Source organism: Candidatus Pantoea symbiotica, from assembly GCF_056491525.1.
Map to the genome: position 1 here is coordinate 442,551 of NZ_JBSZHR010000002.1, position 21,971 is coordinate 464,521.

Below are 21,971 nucleotides of genomic sequence, written 5' to 3' on the forward strand. Positions count from 1 at the left end.
CTGTTTACGCTTTACATGCATAGATTTGTATCAGGAATGAATAATTATGAGTGAAATCCGCATTGCTATCGTTGGTGCGCCGGGTCGCATGGGACGCAATTTGATTCAGGCTGTACAGCAGGCGGAAGGTGTTGCGCTCGGCGCGGCACTGGCACGTAGCGGTTCGTCATTGCTGGGCGTTGATGCTGGCGAACTGGCGGGCATCGGCAAAACGGGCGTAATCGTCTCTGACGATCTGCAAAAGGTGGTTAATGACTTCGATGTCCTCATCGATTTCACTCGTCCGGAAGGCACGCTGGAGTATCTGGCATTTTGTCGCCAGCACAACAAAGCGATGGTGATCGGTACCACCGGTTTTGATGAAGCCGGCAAAGCGGCGATTCGCGCGGCAGCCGAAGAGATTGGCATCGTGTTCGCTGCCAATTTCAGCGTGGGCGTCAACCTGGTGCTGAATCTGCTGCAGCAGGCGGCGAAGGTGATGGGCGACTACGCGGATATTGAAATTGTAGAAGCGCACCATCGTCATAAAGTTGATGCACCATCAGGTACAGCGCTGGCGATGGGCGAGGCGATTGCCGATGCCATGAAGTGGAATCTGGATGAGCACGCGGTATATGCCCGTGAAGGTCATACCGGTGAGCGTAAAGCGCAAACCATCGGATTTGCTACCGTGCGCGCCGGCGATATCGTCGGTGAACATACCGCGATGTTTGCAGATATTGGTGAGCGTGTAGAGATTACCCACAAGGCTTCCAGCCGTATGACCTTTGCAAATGGTGCAGTTAAGGCGGCAAGTTGGTTAAAGAACAAGAAATCCGGCCTTTATGATATGCGTAATGTGCTGGATTTATCGATGTTGTGAGTGTTGTGAACCATCGTGATGTGGTTATTTCAATCGGTAAGACCTTGATTGACGAGGGCAATGTGATCATTGCCCTTTATTTTATTTGTAAATGGACGGTTTAATTGTTTTTCACTGCGAAGGGTTAATTTGTTGCAGTTAATGAGCATTTATCAGGCTTGTGATGGCTATTTTTGACCATTTGGTCAAAAATTTATGCGCGCTAGCAGCACTTTGCCATTATCGCCGTCAGGCAACCGATTATTTTTCCGAGTTATCTCACTCTTTTGTCGCCTTTCACCGTTTTTAACATTCAGTTGCCCGAAATATACAAAAAAATAACCACATGTTGTAGACAAGGTGCGGGGCGATCATTAGAATGCGCGCAATTTGCCAAAATTCGAGTACTCAGGCGGGTTTTGCATTGATTCTGGCACTGCTTTTGAATTAATATGCAAATATTGTGACTGTTTATTCCCTGGAGGATGTTTTGATTAAGTCAGCGCTCTTGGTTCTGGAAGACGGAACCCAATTCCACGGTCGTGCCATCGGGGCTACGGGGTCGGCAGTGGGAGAAGTTGTTTTCAACACTTCAATGACCGGTTATCAAGAAATCCTCACTGATCCTTCCTATTCCCGCCAAATCGTTACCCTCACTTATCCCCATATCGGCAATGTTGGCGTTAACGCCGCCGATGAAGAATCCAGCCAAATCCATGCTCAAGGCCTCGTTATTCGCGATCTGCCGCTGATTACCAGCAACTTCCGCAGTGAAGAAAGTCTGTCAGCTTACCTGCAGCGCAATAACATCGTTGGCATCGCCGATATCGACACGCGCAAACTGACCCGTTTGCTGCGCGAGAAGGGCGCACAGAGCGGCTGCATTATTGCGGGCGATAATCCGGATGCCGCACTGGCGCTGCAGAAAGCGCAGGCGTTCCCGGGCTTGAAAGGCATGGACTTGGCGAAAGAAGTGACCACCGCTGAAACCTACGCGTGGCAGCAAGGTAGCTGGACACTGGAAGGTGACCTGCCGGAACAGAAAACGGCGGAAGAGCTGCCGTTCCATGTGGTGGCGTACGATTACGGCGCCAAGCGCAACATCCTGCGCATGCTGGTGGATCGCGGCTGTCGCCTGACGGTAGTACCGGCGAAAACCCCGGCGGAAGAGGTTCTGGCACTTAATCCAGACGGTATTTTCCTGTCGAACGGTCCTGGCGACCCGGAACCGTGCGACTACGCGATTAACGCCATTCAGGCATTCCTGAAAACCGATATCCCGGTATTCGGTATCTGTCTTGGCCATCAGCTGTTAGCGCTGGCGAGCGGTGCCAAAACCATCAAGATGAAACTCGGCCACCACGGCGGCAACCATCCGGTGAAAGATCTCGACAACAATACCGTGATGATCACCGCGCAGAACCACGGTTTTGCGGTGGATGACGGCCAGTTGCCAGCCAATCTGCGCGTGACCCATGTGTCGCTGTTCGACCAAACCGTGCAGGGCATTCATCGTACTGACAAACCGGCCTTCAGCTTCCAGGGACACCCGGAAGCGAGCCCAGGCCCGCACGATGCGGCGCCACTGTTCGATCACTTTATCGAACTGATCGAAGCATACCGTTCTAACGCGAAGTAATCAGGAGCCCACGATGCCAAAACGTACAGACATAAAATCCATCCTGATTCTTGGTGCTGGCCCGATCGTTATCGGCCAGGCATGTGAATTTGACTACTCCGGTGCGCAGGCGTGTAAAGCGCTGCGCGAAGAGGGCTACCGCGTCATTCTGGTGAACTCGAACCCGGCAACCATTATGACCGACCCGGAAATGGCCGATGCGACCTACATCGAGCCGATTCACTGGGAAGTAGTGCGCAAGATTATCGAAAAAGAGCGTCCGGATGCGGTGCTGCCAACCATGGGCGGCCAGACAGCGCTGAACTGTGCGCTGGAGCTGGAGCGTCAGGGCGTGCTGGCTGAGTTCGGCGTCACCATGATTGGTGCGACTGCCGATGCCATTGATAAAGCCGAAGACCGTCGTCGTTTCGACGTGGCGATGAAAAGCATTGGTCTGGGCACCGCACGTTCCGGTATCGCGCACACCATGGAAGAAGCGCTGGCGATTACCGAAGTCGTCGGCTTCCCGTGTATCATCCGTCCTTCCTTTACGATGGGCGGCACCGGCGGCGGTATCGCTTATAATCGCGAAGAGTTCGAAGAGATTTGCGAACGCGGTCTTGACCTGTCGCCAACCAATGAGCTGCTGATTGATGAGTCGCTGATTGGCTGGAAAGAGTACGAGATGGAAGTGGTGCGTGATAAAAACGACAACTGCATCATCGTCTGCTCGATCGAAAACTTCGATGCGATGGGCATCCACACCGGTGACTCCATCACCGTGGCACCGGCGCAAACCCTGACTGACAAAGAATACCAAATCATGCGTAACGCCTCGCTGGCGGTACTGCGTGAAATCGGTGTTGAAACCGGCGGTTCTAACGTCCAGTTCTCGGTGAACCCGAAAGATGGCCGCATGATCGTCATCGAGATGAACCCGCGCGTATCGCGTTCGTCAGCATTGGCTTCGAAAGCGACCGGCTTCCCGATTGCCAAAGTGGCGGCGAAACTGGCGGTGGGCTTCACCCTCGATGAGCTGATGAACGACATCACTGGCGGCTTGACGCCTGCGTCGTTCGAACCTTCTATCGACTATGTCGTCACCAAGATTCCTCGCTTCAACTTTGAGAAGTTCGCCGGTGCCAACGATCGTCTGACAACGCAGATGAAATCAGTGGGTGAAGTGATGGCGATTGGCCGTACCTTCCAGGAATCGATGCAGAAAGCGCTGCGCGGTCTGGAAGTGGGTGCCAACGGTTTCGACCCGAAAGTCAGCCTCGACGATCCAGAAGCGTTAACGCGCATTCGTCGCGAACTGAAAGATGCCGGTTCTGACCGTATCTGGTACATCGCCGATGCGTTCCGTGCAGGAATGTCGGTTGATGGCGTGTTCAACCTCACCAACATCGATCGCTGGTTCCTGGTGCAGATTGAAGAGCTGGTGCGTCTGGAAGAGCAGGTTGAGCGCGAAGGTGTGAACTCGCTGAACGCGGAATTCCTGCGTGCGCTGAAGCGTAAAGGCTTTGCCGACCTGCGTCTGGCTGCATTGGCGGGCGTATCTGAAGGCGAAATTCGTAAGCTGCGTCAGCAATTTAACCTGCATCCGGTTTATAAGCGCGTTGATACCTGTGCGGCTGAGTTCGCCACCGACACCGCTTATATGTACTCAACCTACGAGGAAGAGTGCGAAGCCAATCCAAACCAGGATCGTGAAAAAATCATGATTCTGGGTGGTGGTCCAAACCGTATCGGCCAGGGCATCGAGTTTGATTATTGCTGCGTGCATGCGGCGCTGGCGCTGCGTGAAGACGGTTACGAGACCATCATGGTTAACTGTAACCCGGAAACCGTATCAACCGATTACGACACCTCTGATCGCCTCTACTTCGAGCCGGTCACGCTGGAAGACGTGCTGGAAATCGTACGCATCGAGAAGCCGAAAGGCGTCATCGTACAGTACGGCGGCCAGACGCCACTGAAACTGGCACGCGCGCTGGAAGCGGCTGGCGTTCCGGTGATTGGTACCAGCCCGGACTCGATTGACCGTGCAGAAGACCGCGAGCGTTTCCAGCAGGCGGTTGATCGCCTGAGCCTGAAGCAACCGGCTAACGCCACTGTTGCCACGCTGGAGCAGGCCGTTGAGAAAGCGGCTGGCATCGGCTATCCGCTGGTGGTGCGTCCTTCTTATGTGCTGGGCGGCCGCGCAATGGAAATCGTCTACGACGAAATCGACCTGAAGCGTTACTTCCAGACGGCGGTTTCGGTCTCTAACGATGCGCCAGTGTTGCTGGATCGCTTCCTCGATGATGCGGTTGAAGTGGATGTTGATGCAATTTGCGATGGCGAACGCGTGCTGATTGGCGGCATCATGGAGCACATCGAGCAGGCGGGCGTGCACTCCGGTGACTCGGCCTGTTCACTGCCAGCTTACACGCTGAGCACTGAAATCCAGAACGTGATGCGTCAGCAGGTGGAAAAACTGGCCTTCGAGCTGAATGTTCGTGGCCTGATGAACGTACAGTTCGCAGTGAAGGACAATGAGGTTTACCTGATTGAGGTGAACCCACGCGCCGCGCGTACCGTACCGTTCGTGTCTAAAGCCACTGGCGTGGCGCTGGCGAAGGTTGCCGCGCGCGTGATGGCAGGTAAAACGCTGGCTGAGCAGGGCGTCACCAAAGAAGTGATTCCACCGTATTACTCGGTGAAAGAAGTGGTGCTGCCTTTCAACAAGTTCCCAGGCGTTGACCCAATCCTCGGCCCAGAAATGCGCTCTACCGGTGAAGTGATGGGCGTAGGTCGCACCTTCGCTGAAGCCTTCGCGAAAGCGATGCTGGGTGCGCAGAGCAACATGAAGAAAACCGGTCGTGCGTTGCTGTCAGTGCGTGAAGGCGATAAGAAACGTATCGTCGACCTGGCAGCAAAACTGCAGAAGTTTGGTTTCGAGCTGGATGCGACGCACGGTACCGCAGTGGTGCTGGGCGAAGCGGGCATCAATCCACGTCTGGTGAACAAGGTGCATGAAGGTCGTCCGCACATTCAGGACCGTCTAAAGAACGGCGAATATACCTACATCGTCAACACCACGGCGGGACGTCAGGCAATTGAAGACTCCAAGCTGATTCGTCGTAGCGCGCTGCAGTACAAAGTGCATTACGACACCACGCTGAACGGCGGCTTTGCCACGGCGATGGCGCTGAACGCGGATCCGACTGAGCAAGTGATTTCAGTGCAGGAAATGCACGCGCAAATTAAATAATCACTCGTTTGATAGTAATAAAGCGGCTCCTGCGGGAGCCGTTTTTTTTTGCCCTTTATCTGCAGCTGAATATCCTTATCTGTAAAAATCCTATTGATTTGACATATGTTTTATCAGTTGATGCGGAAAGGCTTACACCTCGGAATATCCGCACAAATTTATAAATAAGATCCCAGTGAGCGCACCGTACTATTTCGCTCGCTCATCAATAGAGCGCTCACCTTAACTGGGATATAAAAAATGCAAATGCGTGCTTTCACTCTCAGCGCTATTGCTGCGTTACTCGCAGCGGCGCCACTCGCCAGCCAGGCGGAAATTACTTTACTCAAGCAGGATCCACAGGCGGGCGATCCGCTGAGCCGTCTCGACTTCAAAGTGGGCGGCAGTATTCGTCCGCAATACCTGCATCAGAATGGCGTCAACGACAAGTCGTACAAACGTAATGGCTATGACGGCGGATCACGTTTCCGTTTCACCGCCAATTATTACCTGTTCGACGATGTTAGTTGGGTGGGTTACTACGAGCTGGGCGTTAACTTCCCAGCCTGGTGGGGTTGGGACAATCATCATGCGGATGGTGCGAATAACACCTCGCGTCGCCAACTCTATACCGGCTTCAAAAGCGCCACCCTGGGTGAACTCTACTTTGGTCAGCAGAACAGCGTTTACTACGATGTAGTTGGTGCGAAAACCGATATCTGGGATTACGACATGCTGGCCCAGGCACCGGGCAACGGTATCAATGGCGACTATGACGGCTCGTACCGTTCGCGCAAAATGCTGAAGTACAAAAACACCTTCGGCGATGCGGATGTGTATGCGTCTTACCTGTTTGAAGATAACGAATTCCTGCCAGGCAACGGCCTGCGCTATAAGCGTAAAGGCGGCGGTTCGCTGGGGGTGAACTACCACATCACCAAAGATCTGGCATGGGGAACCGCGTGGAACTACACCCGCGCCGATATCCGTAATCCAGGTAACGGTGACAGCAAACGTTATGACCAGAATATCTATGGCACCGCGCTCAGCTGGACGCCGGATAACTGGACGCTGTCAGCTGGTGCCGGTTGGTATGAGAACTTCTCACCAACCAAACGCAACACCGTTAACAACTACTTCGCGGATGACGCGTGGGGCATCGAATACTTTGCTGGCTACAAATTCCCAATCGGTCAATATGCAGTGAAATCCATCCAGCCTTACTTCATGGGCGACCGTCTGGAGTTCGTCAACGGACGTGACTACAAACGTATTGATAACGGCGTCGGCGTGAGTGCGCAGCTGGATTACGGCTTCCGTGTTGACTACGAATATGTCATCACCTCCAGCACCGACAAGTCACTGGGCAACGTGAACCTGGTGCGTCTGCGCTACGATTTCTAAAGCGTCTCAACGGCTCCTGCGGGAGCCGTTTTCTTTTGTCGCACAGAGTGCGCTTTTCTTTACACTGCGATACCGACAATGCGACGTTTCGCGCGGAGTTGTGCCGCCTCGTCAGCAATTTCTGGCTCCTCGCCCCGCTATTGCCGGGAAAGTCGGTGTAAAACTCTGTCCAATAACAAAAGTGCGGTGGCATCGGAGCTTTACGCAAATAGCGGGGTCGGCCTATCGACGAAAGTTTCGCCTTTACGTATGATGGCGCCAATTTTTTCCAGTAGGTCTTTTAACATGATTAGTCTGATCGCGGCACTGGCAGCGGATCGCATTATTGGTATGGAAAACGCCATGCCATGGAACCTGCCAGCAGATTTGGCGTGGTTCAAACGTAATACCCTGAATAAGCCGGTGATTATGGGTCGTCTGACCTTTGAATCGATTGGCCGTCCGCTTCCCGGACGCTTGAACATTGTGGTCAGCAGCCAGCCGGGCAGCCACGAAGGCGTTACCTGGGTGACATCGCTGGAAGAGGCGGTAAAAGCGGCAGGTGATGTTGAAGAGATGATGGTGATTGGTGGTGGACGCGTTTACGAGCAGATGCTGGATCGCGCGGATCGTCTTTACCTGACCCATATCGATGCGGAAGTGGAAGGGGACACGCAGTTCCCGGATTACGAGCCGGACGAATGGCAGTCAACCTTCAGCGAATTCCACGACGCTGATGAGCAGAACTCGCACAGCTACTGCTTCGAGATTCTTGATCGCCGTTGATCACCCGTTACGCATATGATCGCCATTGATGGCCTATGTAGGCAGGTGCGCATAAATGCGCACCCTACGAAAGTCCTGCCAAATAACTGTAGGGTCGCCATTAATGGCGACCTTTTTTATTTACGGCGTATCACTTAACGGCGGATGCGCACTCACTGCGCTCTCGGCCATCGCCTGTTCGCGGTTGGATGCCTGCACGTAATACTGTTTGGTTTCCCAATGCAGCAGCGTCAATGTTCCGCCCCAGCAGCAGCCAGTATCCAGCCCAATCACATGTTCCGGTGTGCCTTTACCTTCCAGCGATGCCCAGTGACCAAAGATCTGCGTATAGTCGGTGTCGATTTTGCCCGGCACGTTAAACCACGGCTTAAGCGGTGGCGGGGCCGATTCAGGCGACTCTTTGCAGATCATATCCAACTGGCCATTCGGGAAGCAGAAGCGCATGCGCGTCAGCGCATTGGTGCTAAAGCGCAGTCGCGCCAAGCCGCTGAGCTCTGGCGTCCAGTTGTTTGGCATGTCGCCGTACATCGCATCGAGAAACAGCGGATAGCTATCGCTGGAGAGCACCGCTTCTACTTCACGCGCGCACATCTGAGCTGTCTCCAGATCCCACTGCGGCGTAATGCCCGCATGCGCCATCAACAGCTTTTTCTCTTCATCCACCTGCAACAGCGGCTGACGACGTAACCAGTTGATCAACTCATCGGCATCATCAGCTTCCAGCAGCGGCGTCAGGCGATCTTTCGGCTTATTGCGGCTGATACCGGCAAACACCGCCAGCAAATGCAGGTCGTGATTACCTAGCACGAGGCGCACGCAATCACCCAGCGATTTCACATAGCGCAGCACATCGAGCGAGCCGGGGCCGCGCGCCACCAAATCGCCGGTAAGCCATAAGGTGTCCTGCTGCGGATCGAAATCAACCTGCGCTAACAGCGCACGAAGCTCGTCATAACAGCCATGAACATCGCCAATCAGGTATGTACTCATTGTCAGTCCGATTAAAACGCGCCGCCCGGACGGGCCGGGCGGAGGAGGATTAGTGAATGTGGGTTTGCACCGCGAGTCGGAACACCGGAATCTCGACGTGGAACTCTTCGCCCGCATCATCGACCATCACATAGTGACCTTGCATGGTGCCCATCGGCGTCTCCAGAATCGCGCCGCTGGTGTACTGATACTCGCCGCCGGCAGCAATGTGCGGCTGCTCGCCGACCACGCCTTCACCTTGCACTTCAGTCTCGCGACCGTTGCCGTTGGTGATCAGCCAATAGCGGCTGCGCAGCTGTACGTTGCTGCGCCCCAAATTGCGAATGGTGATGGTGTAGGCAAACACGTAGCGATCCTCGTCGGGCAAGGATTGCGACTCCACATACTGACTATGTACATGGATACAGACGCGGGCCAGTTCACTCATGCACTCAACTCTCCGGAGTTTCAGCCTGATGCTTGCTCAACCAGTTTGCCAGTTGGCAATATTGCGCCACAGAGACGTTCTCTGCACGCAGCGAGGCATCGATTTCTAATTGATCCAGCGCACCAGCCGCAAACATATGAGCAAGGCTGTTGCGCAGCGTTTTACGGCGTTTACCAAAGGCTTCAGTGGTAATGCGGCTCAGCAGACGAATATCGCTAACCGGATGCTGCGGTTGCATATACGGCACTAAACGCACCACGGCCGATTCCACTTTCGGTGCTGGCGTGAACGATTCTGGTGGCACTTCGAGCACAGGAATCACCTGGCAATAGTACTGCGCCATCACGCTCAAACGACCGTAGGCTTTGCTGCCCGGACCGGCGACTAAACGATTCACCACTTCTTTCTGCAGCATGAAGTGCATGTCTTTAATCGAACCAGTATAGCTGAAAAGGTGGAACATCAGCGGCGTCGAGATGTTGTACGGCAGGTTGCCGAACACGCGCAGCGGCTGGCCTTTCTCTTGCGCCAGCGCAGAGAAATCAAAGGTCATCGCATCCTGCTGGAAAATGGTCAGCTTGGGGCCGAGGAACGGGTGCGTTTGCAGACGCGCGGCAAGGTCGCGGTCCAGCTCGACCACGGTCAGCTCATCCAGACGTTCACCTACCGGCTCGGTTAATGCGCCAAGGCCGGGGCCGATTTCCACGATAGCTTCACCTTTTTGCGGGTGAATGGCGGAGACGATGCTATCGATAATGTACTGATCGTTCAGGAAGTTCTGCCCGAAACGTTTACGGGCGTAATGCCCCTGATGGACGCGATTATTCATTACTGCTCTTGATCATAGTGATGGCGAGATTAAGCGCCGTGATAAAGCTGCCCGGTTCTGCCTGGCCGAGACCGGCTAATTCAAGCGCGGTGCCGTGATCGACAGAAGTCCGGATAAAGGGCAGGCCAAGTGTGATATTCACCGCGCGGCCAAACCCCTGAAATTTTAGCACCGGTAAGCCCTGGTCGTGATACATCGCTAGAACCGCATCGGCATGTTGCAGGTATTTCGGCTGGAACAGCGTATCGGCTGGCAGAGGTCCGGTGAGTTGGATGCCTTGCTGGCGCAGTTCGTTGAGAGCCGGAATGATGGTATCAATCTCTTCGCGGCCCATATGGCCGCTTTCGCCAGCATGCGGATTAAGGCCGCAGACGAAGATATGAGGATTCGGTAAACCAAACTTCTGCTGCAGATCACGGTGCAAAATGGTGATCACTTCATGCAGCGTGTCGCGGGTAATCGCGGCAGAAACATCTTTCAGCGGCAGATGCGTGGTAGCCAATGCTACGCGCAACTCTTCCGTTGCCAGCATCATTACCACTAAATTGCCACCGGCGCGATCGGCAAAAAACTCGGTATGACCGGTAAACGGAATGCCAGCATCGTTGATCACGCCTTTGTGCACCGGACCGGTAATCAGCGCGGCAAATTCGCCGTTAAGACAGCCGTCACAGGCGCGTGCCAGCGTTTCCAGTACATAGTGGCTGTTCGCAACGTTGAGTTCACCGGCGGTCACCGGCTGAGCGGTATCGACCTGCAGCAGCGTTAGCGTTCCGGCCTGCTGCGGTTGCGCTGCTGCAGGTTGATAATCACGCAGCGTCAGCGGCAAACCCAATAAAGCAGCGCGACGGCGCAAAAGCTCGCCGTCGCCGCAGACCACCAATTCAACTGGCCAGTTTTGCTGCGCCAGTTGAACGGTGAGGTCGGGACCAATCCCGGCGGGTTCGCCGGGCGTGATCACCACACGATAATTACTGACCATTGTTATCCAGAATCTTCACGTAAGCACTGGCGCGCTGTTCCTGCATCCAGGTTTGCGCTTCTTCCGCGAATTTACGATTGAACAGCATGCGATAGGCGCGCTCTTTCTGCGCGGCATCGGTCTTATCAACCTGACGCGTATCCAGCAACTGAATCAAGTGCCAGCCAAATGAGGAGTGAACCGGCTGACTGACCTGGCCTTTCTGCAGCTTCAGCAATGCATCGCGGAATGCCGGATCGTAAATCTCTGGAGATGCCCAACCGAGATCGCCGCCCTGGTTCGCTGAACCAGGATCGTCCGAGAACTGTTTGGCCGCTGCGGCAAAAGTGGTTTTGCCACTTTTAATGTCGGCCGCGATCTGTTCGATCTTCGCCTGCGCCTGTGCGTCAGTCAGGATCGGTGACGGCTTCAGCAGAATGTGACGCGCATGCACTTCCGTTACAGAGATGCTTTTGCTTTCGCCACGCAGGTCGTTCACCTTCAGGATGTGGAAGCCAACACCCGAACGGATTGGACCAACGATATCGCCTTTCTTCGCGGTGCTCAGCGCCTGCGAGAACAGCGTTGGCAGTTCTTCGATTTTTCCCCAGCCCATGTTGCCGCCTTTCAGCGCCTGCGGATCGGCCGAGTAAGTCACTGCCAGCTTGCCGAAGTCGGCGCCGCCTTTCAGCTGAGCAACCAATTGGCGAGCCAGCGTTTCCTGGTCGTCAACCTGCTGCTGCGTCGGGTTTTCTGACAGCGGCAGCAGAATCTGGCTGATATTCAGTTCAGTACCTTGCGTGTTCTGCGCGCCGACCTGCGAAGCCAGCGTATCCACTTCCTGCGGCAGGATAGTGACGCGGCGACGCACTTCGTTGTTACGCACTTCGGCAATTGTCATCTCTTTACGGATCTGCGCACGGTAAACGTTGTAGTTCATACCATCGTAGGCCAGACGGCTACGCAGCTGGTCGAGACTCATGCGGTTTTGTGCGGCAATGTTCTGAATCGCCTGATCCAGTTGCTGATCGTTAATCTGCACGCCCGCTCTTTCACCCATTTGCAGAATGATGGCATCCATGACCTGGCGCTCAAGGATCTGATGACGCAAAGTTTTGTCATCCGGGAGTTGCTGGTTTGCCTGCTGCGCCTGTGATTTCACGGTGCGCATCATGTTATCAACGTCACTTTCCAGTACCACGCCGTTGTTCACGACAGCGGCAACTTTATCAACCACTTGTGGGGCTGCGAACGCAGTGTTAGCGGTAATCGCTACACCAAGAATCAGCATTCTCCAGTTCTTCATACTTTATCCATTGTTGTTTCCGCACTGCGGGAGAGCCTGTCAAACATCACAACATCAGAAAGCGCGCTGGTAAGGAATGATGCCCTGACGCAGCATTTCATTAGTGCCTAAGCCATAGTTGGAACTCAGACCACGCAGCTCAATGTTGAATGAGATTTGGTTGTCATACTTACTGTCGTTGTTTTCCCAACCGTTGATCTTGCGTTCGTAACCCAGACGAATGGCATAGCAGCACGAGCTGTACTGCAGGCCAACCAGCTGTTCAGCCGGACGACTGTTGCGGGTATCGTAGTAATAACCGCCCACCAGTGACCAGGCATCCGCAATCGGCCAGCTGGCAGTGGCGCCAACCTGTGAAATCCCGTTTTTGTAGATCGGGTCAGTCACCAGGTTAGAGTTATTCAGCGCCTGCGCCACGTATTCCGGGCTGCTGTAGCGATAGCTCAGCTGCACCATACGATCGGCATCCTGACGATACTCGACCACTGCATTGCCCTGCGCGACGTTATCAAGACGGGTGTCATATTGCAGACCGCCACGCGCGCCCCAACGATCGCTGATTTTCCAGTAAGTGTCGCCGGCCCAAACGAGGCTGCCGGTGTCATCTTCTTTGTTCGTCTGGTTTACGCCGGTACGAGACGGGGTAAACGAGTAGATTTGACCCACAGAAACGTTAAAACGTTCCACCAGATCGTTATCATAAATACGTGAGGTTACGCCGGTCGCCACTTCGTTAGACGAAGCGATGCGATCGAGGCCGCTGTAAGTACGATCGCGGAACAGGCCAGTGTAGTCGGTTTGCAGCAGCGTCGAGTCGTACGGATAGATATTGCTCTGGTTACGATACGGGACGTAAAGGTACTGAACACGCGGTTCCAGCGTTTGCGTGTAGCCTGGTTCCCAGTCCATCGCGCGGTCAAACACTAAGCGGCCATCCACTTTGAACTGTGGCAGCGTACGGTTGACGGAATCGTCAAGGCGTCCACTTGCACCACCGACGTTTGGAATCTCGCCATTATTATAACTATTGATATTCTCTTGCTGGTAATGGGTTGCCAGGAACTTAGCTTCAGTATCAAGGCTTGCCCATCCGTTTGATAGCGGCAGATTTAATGTTGGCTCAATATGCAAACGTGTTGCTTCCGGCATACGGCTATTAACATTAGTGAATTTCACTGCCTGGGCAAAGACGCGACCATCAAACGGCCCCATATCGTTCTGATAAAAGTTCAGATCGAGCTGTGGCATTGCACGATAGACGTTGCTGTTGCTGGTATTGCCAAATACCTGGAAGTCTTTGGTCGAAAGCGTCGCGTCCCAATTGGTATCAGCGTAACCAAAGCTAAATTTCTGCGTGGCATAGCCATCGGTAGAGCTGTAGTACTTCGAGTCGAGATCGTTGAAGTAGTAAGGATCGCTTACCTTGGTGTAGTCAGCGTTGAAGCGCCAGTGTTGATCGTAAACACCTGAATGACGCCAGAAGAATAGCCAGCGATCATCGTTAGTATCATTTTGGACTAAAGGACGAGAGGCTTTATCTTTGTTGTATTGATTGTCCGATTGCAGATAATCCAGCTCCATCAAGCCCGCACCAAACACCGTCAAATAACGGAATTCGTTCTGCAACTGCAGGCCACGTTTTTCCATATAGTGCGGCGTGATAGTGGCATCGGCCTGCGGCGCGATGTTCCAGTAATACGGCAGCATGAATTCGAAGCCGTTATTACTGCCGTATTTCGCATTCGGGATCAGGAAACCCGAGCGGCGACGATCGCCAATCGGTAACTGAAGATAAGGGCTGTAGAACACCGGCACATTGCCGAGCTTAAAGCGGGCGTTCCAGATTTCCGCGACTTCTTCTTCACGGTCCTGAATCACTTCGGAACCGACCACGCTCCAGCTGTTGGAACCCGGCAAACAGGAGGTAAAGCTGCCGTTTTCCAGAATGGTGTAGCGATTATTACCGCGCAGTTTCATCTGATCGGCATCGCCGCGGCCCTGACGGCCAACCATCTGATAATCACCGTTCCACACGTTAGTGTCTTTGGTGTTCAGATTCGACCAGGCTTTCGGACCTTTGAGGATGACCTGATTGTCGTCATAGTGCACATTACCCAGCGCATCCACGGTACGAACCGGCGTGGTTTGGCCATCTTGCTGACGCTGATGTAACTGCATTTCGTCGGAACGCAGGCGGCTGTTGCCCTGCTGCACGTCGACATTGCCGGTGAACACCGCATCATTCGGATAGTTGCCTTTGGCGGAATCAGAATGGATGGTGACCGGCAGCGAGTTGGTGTCGCCATTGACCAGCGGGCGGTTGTAACTCGGCACGCCCAGCATGCACTGCGACATCAGATCGTCGGCGAGTGATGACTGGCTATAAAGCGCTGCACCAATCATGGTAGCCAGCAAGGTAGGTATACGTTTTTTCATACGCGGTTTCGATAATTCCATGAAAACTGGCATCATGCCGACAATCCGGTCAGAGACTAACTTACTGCCCGGCGTTGCGCCAGTGTTAATCCTTGTCTGTCCGCGTTGCCGTTAGGCGCTGAGATAAATGACAGGTATGATAATGCAATTTTCAGCCGCAAGCATGGCGAATTGAGGAGTTTATGCGCTACTGGGGAAAAGTAATTGGTCTGGCGCTCGGGATATTTTCCGGGGCAGGCTTTTGGGGCATTGTACTGGGTCTGATCATTGGTCACATGTTTGACAAAGTGCGCAGCGTAAAAGGACAGGGCTACTTCGCCAATAATCAGGCGCGCCAAACTCTGTTTTTCAGTACCACCTTCCAGGTGATGGGCCATTTGACCAAGTCAAAAGGGCGCGTCACCGAAGCGGATATCCAGATTGCTTCCTTATTTATGGATCGCATGCAGCTGCATGGCGATGCACGTACTGCCGCGCAGCGTGCGTTCCGTGAAGGCAAGCAGAGCGACTATCCGCTGCGTAGTAAACTGCGCGAACTGCGCAGCGCCTGCTTTGGCCGATTTGATCTGATTCGGATGTTTCTGGAAATCCAAATCCAGGCCGCCTTTGCCGATGGTTCACTGCATCCCAACGAGCGTCAGGTGCTGTATGTAATAGCTGAAGAGCTGGGCATTTCACGCGCGCAGTTCGACCAGTTCCTGCGCATGATGGAAGGCGGTCAGCAATTTGGCGGCGGCGGTTCTTCACGTGGCGGCGCCTATCAGCAGGCGCAACGCGGTCCAACGCTGGAAGATGCCTGCAGCGTGTTGGGCGTGAAAAGCAGCGATGACGGCACCACCATTAAGCGCGCCTACCGCAAGCTGATGAGTGAGCATCACCCTGACAAGCTGGTGGCGAAAGGTTTACCGCCAGAGATGATGGAGATGGCGAAGCAGAAAGCGCAGGAGATTCAGGCGGCTTACGATTTGATCCGTAAGGAGAAGGGGTTCAAATAATCGTCTTCCGGGACGATTATTTTGTAGGGTCGTCATTTATGACGACCTTTTTTATGGCTAAAATTCCGCCGGCTGCCTGAACGTCATGCTATTGCCAAACGCCGGATGCGTGATCGTCAGCGACTCCGCATGCAGCTGTAAACGCGGCGCCATCGCTAGCGCCTCTTCATGCGCATAAAAGCGGTCGCCAAGAATCGGATGCCCCAACGCCAGCAGATGCACGCGCAGCTGGTGTGAACGTCCGGTAATTGGCTTGAGCTTGACGCGCGCACTGTTCGTCGCTTCATACTCCAGCACCTGATACTCGGTCTGCGCCGCTTTGCCGTTCTCGAAACACACCATCTGCTTAGGCCGATTCGGCCAGTCGCAAATCAGCGGCAGATCGATCAAACCCTCTTCTGCCGCCGGATGTCCCCACACGCGCGCCACATAGTATTTAGAGGGCTCGCGTTCACGGAACTGGCGCTTGAGCTCACGCTCAGCCGCTTTATTCAGGGCCACGACGATCACGCCGCTGGTGGCCATATCGAGACGATGCACCGATTCCGCCTGCGGGAAATCACGCTGGATGCGCGTCATCACGCTATCCTTGTGCTCCTCCAGGCGACCCGGCACCGACAGCAACCCGCTCGGTTTATTCACCACCATAATGTGCTCGTCCTGATACAGAATATGCAGCCAGGGTTCGAGCGGCGGGTTGTAAGCTTCCATCAGCATGATGTCGCGGTCCTGAACATTATTGGTGCGTGACAACGATCAGGCGCAGCGCATCAAGACGCCAGCCTGCATCGCCCAGGCTTTCCAATACCTGCTCGCGATTGCTTTCCAGCGCTTCAACCTCATCATCACGGATGTTGGGGTTAACCGCGCGCAGCGCTTCGAGACGTGACAGCTCAGCGCCGAGCTTCTCTTCGGCTTCCACTTTCGCTGCCGCGATAATCGCCTGTGCTTCCGGTACGATCGCTTTCTCCGCCTGAGTCAGAATCTCGTGCACATCTTGCTGCACCGCATTCACCAGCTTGCTGCCGGTATGGCGATTCACCGCATTCAGCTGACGGTTAAAGCTTTCGAACTCAACTTTGCCCGCCAGATTATTGCCCGCACGATCCATCAGCAAACGCACCGGCGTTGGCGGCAGGAAGCGGGTGAGCTGCAGGCTTTTTGGCGCTTGCGCTTCAACCACATAGATCATCTCGACCAGCAGCGTACCGACCGGCAGCGCCTTGTTCTTCAGCAGCGACAGCGCACAGCTGCCAGTATCGCCCGAAAGAATCAGGTCAAGACCGTTGAGGATCAGCGGATGTTCCCAGGTAATAAACTGGGTATCTTCGCGTGACAGCGCCTGGTTGCGGTTAAAGGTCACGGTGCAACCCTCTTCCGGCAAGCCAGGGAAATCAGGCACCAGCATGTGATCGGATGGCGTCAGCACAATCAGGCTATCGCTGCGGTCTTCCTGATTGATACCGACGATATCGAACAGGTTCAGCGCAAAGTTAACCAGATCGGTATCGTTGTCCTGCTCGCCGATGGCATTCGCCAGCTCCTGAGCCGCATCTCCGCCGTTGGAGTTCAGTTCCAGCAGGCGATCGCGGCCCTGTTCCAGCTGTGATTTCAGCGCATCGTGCTGCTTACGGCTTTCGCTGACGAACTCATCGAGCCCCTGCGGGTTTTCCGGCGCGGCAAGATATTCAATCAGCTGATTGTACTCTTTGTCATAAATCGCGCGGCCGGTTGGGCAGGTGTGCTCAAACGCATCCAGCCCTTCGTGATACCAACGCAGCAGCACCGCCTGCGCGGTTTTTTCCAGCCACGGCACCAGAATCTGGATGTCATGCATTTGTCCGATACGATCGAGACGGCCAATACGCTGCTCCAGCAGATCCGGGTTGAACGGCAGGTCGAACATCACCAAACGGCTGGCGAACTGGAAGTTACGGCCCTCAGAACCGATTTCGGAACACAGCAACACCTGTGCGCCATCCTCTTCGGAGGCGAAGAAGGCCGCTGCGCGGTCGCGTTCGATAATCGACAAGCCTTCGTGGAACACGGCGGCGCGGATGCCTTCGCGCTCACGTAATACCTGTTCCAGCTGCAGCGCGGTGGCCGCTTTGGCGCAGATCACCAGCACTTTCTCTTTGCGGTTGCTGGTGAGATAACCCATCAGCCACTCAACGCGCGGATCGAAGTTCCACCACGTGCCGCTATCGCCTTCAAATTCCTGATAAATCTGCTCGGGATACAGCATGTCACGTGCGCGCTCTTCTGCGCTTTTGCGTGTGCCCATGATGCCGGAGACTTTAATCGCGGTTTGATACTGCGCGGGCAGCGGCAGACGAATCTGGTGCAGCTCACGTTTCGGGAAGCCTTTCACGCCGTTACGGGTATTACGGAACAGCACGCGGCTGGTGCCGTGGCGATCCATCAGCATCGAGACCAGCTCTTTACGCGCGTCTTCTTTGCCATCGCGATCGCTGTTAGCCACTTGCAGCAGCGGCTCGATATCCTGTTCACCGATCAGATCGTTAATCAGGTTCATCTCATCTTTGCTGATGGCGTGATCGGCCAGCAGCGAGCTCACCGCATCAGCCACCGGACGATAATGCTGCTGCTCTTCGACAAACTGGCCGAAATCGTGGAAGCGATTCGGGTCAAGCAGGCGCAGACGCGCAAAGTGGCTCTCTAAGCCCAGTTGTTCTGGCGTTGCAGTCAGCAGCAGTACGCCAGCGGTTTTCTCTGCCAGCTGCTCAATAACCTGATATTCACGGCTCGGTGCGTCTTCGCTCCATGCCAGATGGTGCGCTTCATCGACCACCAGCAGATCCCACTCGGCATCGGCCAGCAGCTCAAGACGCTGCTTGTTACGGCGCACAAAATCGAGCGAACAGATAATCAGCTGCTCGGTTTCAAAGGCGTTGTCGCTGTCGTGCTGCGCTTCGGTGTAGCGATCGTCATCAAACAGCGCAAAGCGCAGGTTGAAGCGACGCAGCATTTCCACCAGCCACTGATGTTGCAGCGTTTCCGGCACCACAATCAGCACGCGCTCGGCACGACCGGCCAGCAGCTGTTGCTGGATGATCATCCCGGCTTCAATGGTTTTACCTAAACCCACTTCGTCCGCCAGCAGTACGCGCGGCGCATGACGACGGCCGACATCGTGGGCGATGTGCAGCTGATGCGGAATCAGGTTGGTACGCATACCGCGCAGGCCGCTGATCGGCAGGCGGTATTGCTCGCTGTGATATTTGCGCGCGCGGAAACGCAGCGCAAAGCGGTCCATGCGGTCGAGCTGGCCGGCGAACAGGCGATCCTGCGGCTTGCTGAACACCAGTTTGCTGTCCAGCATCACTTCACGCATGACGACGCCGGTTTCTTCGGTGTCGAGACGCGTGCCGATGTAAGTCATTAAATCGTTTTCGTTGCGGACTTCATCGACGCACATCTGCCAGCCTTCGTAGCTGGTGATGGTGTCACCCGGATTGAAAATCACACGAGTAACCGGAGAATCATTTCGGGCATACAGGCGGTTTTCGCCGGTTGCCGGAAAAAGCATGGTGATCATGCGCGTATCGATCGCGACCACCGTGCCCAATCCCAGTTCACTTTCCGTATCACTAATCCAGCGTTGACCCAGTGTAAAAACCATATATTTTTTGCTCGACTCTCTGACATGCCATAAAGAAGTTCACCTGTACTCAGGCAATACCCAACCGCCAAACGGGTGTTTGGTCAGATTGTGTGTGCGGTGAGAATCAGGAAGGGCGCTATGGTACTGGATGGCAAGGCATTCGTCACCTGTCAAAAAAGCCCCAGCTGCCCAGTAATGAGTGTAGCAAAGTCATCACCGACGAACGGTAAAATGCCGTCAGCCACCGGCTGCAGCTGTTTAGTGACGTAATGATCGTAGTCGAGGGGCGTATTCCGCGCCTCAAGCGGTTCCGGGCCGGCTGTTGCCATCACATAGCGAATTGAGCCGCCATTTTGATACTGCAACGGGCGCTGCAGCTTGCGGTTGTGCTCATCGGCGAGGCGCGCAGCGCGCACGTGTGGCGGCACATTACGCTCATAATCTTTCAGCGCGCGACGCAGGCGTTTTTTATATACCAGCTGATCGTCGAGTTCCCCGGCCAGCAGCTGCGCGACCGTTTCGCGAATGTAATCCTGCCACGGCTCGCCACGGAAAATGCGGCCATAGAGAGTTTGCTGGAACTGCTGCGCCAGCGGCGTCCAGTCGGTGCGCACCGATTCGAGGCCTTTAAACACCAGCCGCTCACCGCCATCACTGCGAATCATGCCGGCATAACGCTTTTTGCTGCCCTGTTCGGCGCCGCGAATGGTTGGCATCAGAAAACGGCTGAAGTGGGTTTCATACTCCAGCTCCAGCGCGCTCTCCAGCCCATAAGTCGATTGCAGATGCTGCTGCCACCAGCCATTAACCTGTTCAGCGAGGTGACGACCAATCGCTGTCGCCTCTGCTTCACTGCGCGCGCCTTTTAGCCAGACGAAGGTGGAATCAGTATCGCCGTAAATGACATCAAAGCCTTCAGCTTCAATCAGCTCGCGCGTTTGCTGCATGATGGCGTGGCCGCGCAGGGTAATGGATGAGGCGAGGCGCGGATCGAAGAAGCGGCAGGCGCTGGTGCCGAGCACGCCATAAAAAGCATTCATGATGATCTTCAGCGCCTGCGACAGCGGTTTGTTGTTGTCGCGCTTGGCGGCTTCACGGCCTTGCCAAATCTGCTCGACAATCGCCGGTAAGCAGTGTGTTTGGCGGGAAAAGCGCGCGTTGCGAAAACCTGGCACCGAATCGGCGTCATCCGGATGCGCCAGGCCTTCGACCAGCCCAACGGGATCGATGAGGAAGGTACGAATAATTGAGGGATAGAGGCTTTTGTAATCCAGCACCAGCACCGAATCGTACAGGCCGGGCCGCGAATCCATCACGTAGCCGCCGGGGCTGGCTTCCGGCGCCACTTCGCCGAGATTCGGCGCCACGAAACCGGCGCGATGCATACGCGGGATATAGAGATGACCAAAGGCCGCCACCGAACCGCCGTGACGATCCACCGCTAAACCGTTCACCGTGGCGCGTTCCAGCAGGAACGGCATGATGGCGGTGTGCTGGAAGATGCGCGTCACCAACTCGCAATCTTTGAGGTTATATTTCGCCAGCGCCGGCTTATCGTTGGCAAAGCGCCAGTTGATCTCCTCCATGCGATCCCATGGATTGTCGATGGCTTTGCCTTCGCCCAGCAGCTGGCGCGACACCGCTTCAAGGCTGAAAGAGGGGAAATCCCAGAAGGCGGATTTGAGCGCGTCGATGCCATCGATAATCAAGCGGCCCGTCGCCTGCGCGAAGAACACGCCGGGTTTGAAGCCGTGCTCGCGCCACTCCAGCGCCTGCTTGTGACGTCCTAAACGCAGCGGAATGCCGTAGCGATCGGCGTGTTTCTGCAATACGCGCAAATCGAACTGCACCACGTTCCAGCCGATAATCACATCCGGTTCATGTCGCTCAAACCATGCGTTGAGCTGCTCAAGCAGTTGCGGGCGGCTATCAACATAAATCAGCTCAAAATCGAGCGTGCTGGCATCGCCGTTGGGCGGACCAAGCATGTAAACCTGGCGCTGGCCGCAGCCTTCCAGCCCGATGCAGTAGAGCTCGCCGTGCTGAGTGGTTTCGATATCCAGCGATACCCATTTCAGCTGCGGACGGTAATCAGGATGCGGCTTCAGGCGCGCGTTGACCACGCTGTCGCCGCGCGTTTCACCGCTAAACCACACCGGCGCGGTGATAAAGCGCTCCATCAAATAGCGTTCAGGTGGACGAATATCCGCTTCATACACCGGAATACCGTTTTCACGCAGGCGCTTTTCCAGATTTTGCAGCTGGCGATTGCTGCGACAATAGAGGCCAAACACCGGGCGGCGGCGGAAATCCCTCAGCTCCAGCGTTTGCAGGCGTGTGTGTCGCTCATCGCGGATCAGCGCTTCGGTTTGCGCGCGAAACTCCTCGGGCACAAACGCCACGGATTCCTGGGCAGGCAGCACCAGCCGCTGCGGGCCGCTGTCGGTTGCCAGCCACAGCACCACTTCGCTGCCGGTCGGCGTATCTCGCCAATGTCGGGTAAGCAGAAAACCTGCGCGCGGATCGGTCACGTGAACTC

The 21,971-nt window shown here is 55.1% G+C and carries 15 protein-coding genes; 6 read left to right on the top strand and 9 right to left on the bottom strand.

The window, feature by feature from the left end:
• Positions 1–46: 46 nt before the first annotated feature.
• The 5 genes from dapB (at position 47) to folA (ending at position 7,863) form a co-directional block, all read left to right on the top strand.
• Positions 47–862 carry a 4-hydroxy-tetrahydrodipicolinate reductase gene (dapB, locus tag ACXIZX_RS02660; protein WP_258144581.1) on the top strand — a complete coding sequence of 272 codons (816 nt, stop codon included), beginning with the start codon at positions 47–49 and terminating at the stop codon, positions 860–862.
• Between the two features lie 469 nt (positions 863–1,331).
• Entirely contained in the window at positions 1,332–2,480 is a 1,149-nt protein-coding gene (carA, locus tag ACXIZX_RS02665) for a glutamine-hydrolyzing carbamoyl-phosphate synthase small subunit (RefSeq protein WP_479403547.1), read from the top strand.
• A 13-nt stretch (positions 2,481–2,493) separates the two neighbouring features.
• Positions 2,494–5,715: a carbamoyl-phosphate synthase large subunit gene (gene carB / locus ACXIZX_RS02670; RefSeq protein WP_008108652.1), complete on the top strand. Its 3,222-nt coding sequence runs from the start codon at positions 2,494–2,496 to the stop codon at positions 5,713–5,715.
• Between the two features lie 240 nt (positions 5,716–5,955).
• On the top strand, positions 5,956–7,098 hold the full coding sequence (locus tag ACXIZX_RS02675; protein ID WP_061718146.1) for a porin: 1,143 nt from the start codon (positions 5,956–5,958) through the stop codon (positions 7,096–7,098).
• A gap of 285 nt (positions 7,099–7,383) precedes the next feature.
• Positions 7,384–7,863 (top strand): type 3 dihydrofolate reductase, encoded by a 480-nt coding sequence (gene folA / locus ACXIZX_RS02680; RefSeq protein ID WP_479403548.1) that lies wholly within the window; start codon positions 7,384–7,386, stop codon positions 7,861–7,863.
• Positions 7,864–7,983: 120 nt separating this feature from the next.
• On the opposite strand, the gene apaH is transcribed toward folA, so the two are convergent.
• Genes apaH through lptD form a run of 6 tightly spaced genes read right to left on the bottom strand, consistent with a single transcriptional unit; the run spans position 7,984 to position 14,812 of the window.
• A complete protein-coding gene (gene apaH / locus ACXIZX_RS02685) occupies positions 7,984–8,853 on the bottom strand; it encodes a bis(5'-nucleosyl)-tetraphosphatase (symmetrical) ApaH (protein ID WP_061718144.1) in 870 nt (289 codons plus the stop codon).
• Between the two features lie 49 nt (positions 8,854–8,902).
• Positions 8,903–9,280, bottom strand: coding sequence for a Co2+/Mg2+ efflux protein ApaG (gene apaG / locus ACXIZX_RS02690; RefSeq protein WP_061718143.1), 378 nt, complete (start codon positions 9,278–9,280; stop codon positions 8,903–8,905).
• Between the two features lie 4 nt (positions 9,281–9,284).
• Complete coding sequence (gene rsmA / locus ACXIZX_RS02695; RefSeq protein ID WP_061718142.1) at positions 9,285–10,109, bottom strand: 16S rRNA (adenine(1518)-N(6)/adenine(1519)-N(6))-dimethyltransferase RsmA; 825 nt, start codon at positions 10,107–10,109, stop codon at positions 9,285–9,287.
• Positions 10,102–11,091, bottom strand: coding sequence for a 4-hydroxythreonine-4-phosphate dehydrogenase PdxA (pdxA, locus tag ACXIZX_RS02700; protein ID WP_312663938.1), 990 nt, complete (start codon positions 11,089–11,091; stop codon positions 10,102–10,104). The genes rsmA and pdxA overlap by 8 nt, the downstream gene beginning before the upstream one ends.
• Entirely contained in the window at positions 11,081–12,376 is a 1,296-nt protein-coding gene (gene surA / locus ACXIZX_RS02705; protein WP_061718140.1) for a peptidylprolyl isomerase SurA, read from the bottom strand. Before surA ends, pdxA begins: the two co-directional genes overlap by 11 nt.
• Positions 12,377–12,430: 54 nt before the next feature.
• The gene (lptD, locus tag ACXIZX_RS02710; RefSeq protein ID WP_479403549.1) at positions 12,431–14,812 is read right to left on the bottom strand and encodes an LPS assembly protein LptD; all 2,382 of its coding nucleotides are present in this window, start codon (positions 14,810–14,812) and stop codon (positions 12,431–12,433) included.
• Positions 14,813–14,994: 182 nt separating this feature from the next.
• On the opposite strand from lptD, the gene djlA reads away from it, so the two are divergent.
• Positions 14,995–15,807, top strand: coding sequence for a co-chaperone DjlA (gene djlA, locus ACXIZX_RS02715; protein WP_061718138.1), 813 nt, complete (start codon positions 14,995–14,997; stop codon positions 15,805–15,807).
• A gap of 57 nt (positions 15,808–15,864) precedes the next feature.
• Here the strand turns inward: djlA and rluA are convergent, their stop codons facing one another.
• The 3 genes from rluA to polB all read right to left on the bottom strand — a co-directional run bounded on the left by rluA (position 15,865) and on the right by polB (position 21,963).
• On the bottom strand, positions 15,865–16,524 hold the full coding sequence (gene rluA / locus ACXIZX_RS02720; RefSeq protein ID WP_154154246.1) for a bifunctional tRNA pseudouridine(32) synthase/23S rRNA pseudouridine(746) synthase RluA: 660 nt from the start codon (positions 16,522–16,524) through the stop codon (positions 15,865–15,867).
• Positions 16,525–16,543: 19 nt separating this feature from the next.
• Positions 16,544–19,450: an RNA polymerase-associated protein RapA gene (gene rapA / locus ACXIZX_RS02725; RefSeq protein WP_154154243.1), complete on the bottom strand. Its 2,907-nt coding sequence runs from the start codon at positions 19,448–19,450 to the stop codon at positions 16,544–16,546.
• A gap of 152 nt (positions 19,451–19,602) precedes the next feature.
• Positions 19,603–21,963 carry a DNA polymerase II gene (polB, locus tag ACXIZX_RS02730; RefSeq protein ID WP_479403550.1) on the bottom strand — a complete coding sequence of 787 codons (2,361 nt, stop codon included), beginning with the start codon at positions 21,961–21,963 and terminating at the stop codon, positions 19,603–19,605.
• Positions 21,964–21,971 lie beyond the last annotated feature (8 nt).

Bases quoted from the DNA above. Each gene is read 5' to 3' on its own strand.
- folA (WP_479403548.1), top strand. From the start codon at position 7,384: ATGATTAGTCTGATCGCGGCACTGGCAGCGGATCGCATTATTGGTATG.
- apaH (WP_061718144.1), bottom strand. From the start codon at position 8,853: ATGAGTACATACCTGATTGGCGATGTTCATGGCTGTTATGACGAGCTT.
- rsmA (WP_061718142.1), bottom strand. From the start codon at position 10,109: ATGAATAATCGCGTCCATCAGGGGCATTACGCCCGTAAACGTTTCGGG.
- djlA (WP_061718138.1), top strand. From the start codon at position 14,995: ATGCGCTACTGGGGAAAAGTAATTGGTCTGGCGCTCGGGATATTTTCC.
- lptD (WP_479403549.1), bottom strand. From the start codon at position 14,812: ATGAAAAAACGTATACCTACCTTGCTGGCTACCATGATTGGTGCAGCG.
- pdxA (WP_312663938.1), bottom strand. From the start codon at position 11,091: ATGGTCAGTAATTATCGTGTGGTGATCACGCCCGGCGAACCCGCCGGG.
- ACXIZX_RS02675 (WP_061718146.1), top strand. From the start codon at position 5,956: ATGCAAATGCGTGCTTTCACTCTCAGCGCTATTGCTGCGTTACTCGCA.
- rluA (WP_154154246.1), bottom strand. From the start codon at position 16,524: ATGCTGATGGAAGCTTACAACCCGCCGCTCGAACCCTGGCTGCATATT.
- dapB (WP_258144581.1), top strand. From the start codon at position 47: ATGAGTGAAATCCGCATTGCTATCGTTGGTGCGCCGGGTCGCATGGGA.
- carB (WP_008108652.1), top strand. From the start codon at position 2,494: ATGCCAAAACGTACAGACATAAAATCCATCCTGATTCTTGGTGCTGGC.
- surA (WP_061718140.1), bottom strand. From the start codon at position 12,376: ATGAAGAACTGGAGAATGCTGATTCTTGGTGTAGCGATTACCGCTAAC.
- apaG (WP_061718143.1), bottom strand. From the start codon at position 9,280: ATGAGTGAACTGGCCCGCGTCTGTATCCATGTACATAGTCAGTATGTG.
- rapA (WP_154154243.1), bottom strand. From the start codon at position 19,450: ATGGTTTTTACACTGGGTCAACGCTGGATTAGTGATACGGAAAGTGAA.